Origin of the sequence: Methylobacterium sp. BTF04 (assembly GCF_010692745.1) — a bacterium.
Lineage (GTDB): Bacteria > Pseudomonadota > Alphaproteobacteria > Rhizobiales > Beijerinckiaceae > Methylobacterium.
The window spans coordinates 1-1,400 of record NZ_JAAHTB010000174.1; the positions used below are offsets into that span (position 1 = coordinate 1).

At 69.9% G+C, this 1,400-nt stretch carries 1 protein-coding gene; it reads right to left on the bottom strand.

What is annotated here, in order from left to right; genetic code table 11:
* Window positions 1-26: 26 nt before the first annotated feature.
* Window positions 27-1,400, bottom strand: a 1,374-nt coding sequence (locus tag G3T14_RS24125) for a transposase (RefSeq protein WP_246733542.1), incomplete at its 5' end; no start/stop codon positions are given.

Sequence of the window (1,400 nt, forward strand, 5' to 3'; positions counted from 1 at the left end):
TGTAACCGGGGCAGATTGCCGGGCGGTCAGGCTGTTGCGGCGTTTCTGACGAGGTCTGGCAGGGGCGGGACGGGTACGCCGTCCCGGATGCCGAGACGGTCTCCGAGGTAGCGGAAGAACGAGACGCCGAGCTTGGCGCAGGTCTTCATCAGGCCGAGCATGACGTCGCGGGCGGTGCGGCCGGCCTCGCTCATGGTGCCGCCGGAGATCTTGCGCTTGGTCACGCAGGCGCGGATGTCGTTTTCCGAGCCGTTGGTGTGGAGCGGGATTTCGGGCCGCCCCAGGACGCGCAGAAGCGCGGCCTTGTGCCGGTGCAGGCGAGCGAGCAGGCGGTCGAGCATCACCGCGCCGGTGGGGCGTCTGAAGATCCGGTCGAAGCGAGCGCGCAGGGCGCTGGCTCGTTTGGAACAAGGAGCGCGGACCCAGGCCTTCAGGTCGGCGTAGAACCACCAGATCAAGGTGCGGGTCACCGCGATGGCCCTGCGCTGGGCGGTAGTCGTCGGGATCAGCGCGTGGACGAGGCGTTCGGCATGGACCCAGCACAGGGCATGGGTGCCGACCCGGAACTGACCGGCCCCATCGGAGACGATCACCGTATCCGGCAACAGGCCGTGATGCCGGATCGCGCCCCAGAGTGCGCCCTCGGTGGCGATCCGCATCGGATCGGGTGTGACGGCCCGCGCGTCGAAGCCCAGGGCGATCAGATGCGCCTTCCAGGTCGCGGCATCGGCGAAGACCTTGACCGGATGGGCAGCGAGCGCCGCCAGGAAAGGGCCGGCGAGCGCGCGGGTGCGCATGTACGCGAGCGCCGCATCGTCGACGACGTAGTCCTCATGTTCCGCTCGTAGCAGCGCGAGGAAGTTCAAGCGGGACTTCGCGGTACCGGTGCGGAAGGCGGTGAAGCGCGCATCGCCGACCTGCGTGGTCACGCCGTCGGCTCGCGCATGCCGGGCGGAGGTGTCGTCGACGCTGATCCAGGCCGCGCTCTCCAGGCCCGCGCGCAGGACTGCTTGGTCCTCGGCCACGAAGCGATCGAGCGGGCCGCACAGGAGACGGACCACCTGCCGCTTCGAGATCGTCAGCCCGAGCCCCGACAGCATCGCCGTCAGGCGCTCACTGGTGACCTGACCCTGGACGTGAGCGGCCAGCAGGAAACGACGCAGATGCGGCCCGAACCCACCCGCGAGCCCCGGCGGCAGCGGGGCCACCACGCTCGCGCCCGACGGCGTGCACCAGCGTTCACGCCGGTAGCGGATCACCACCGCCTCCAGCACCAGATCGCGCACACCGAGATCTTCGTAGCCCTTGAAGCGCGAGCCTTCCGGAACCGCGGCCTTCAGCACGACCTCGCGCGTCACCACGCATCGATCCCGCACCGGTCCGCGCCGCCGCCGTTTGCC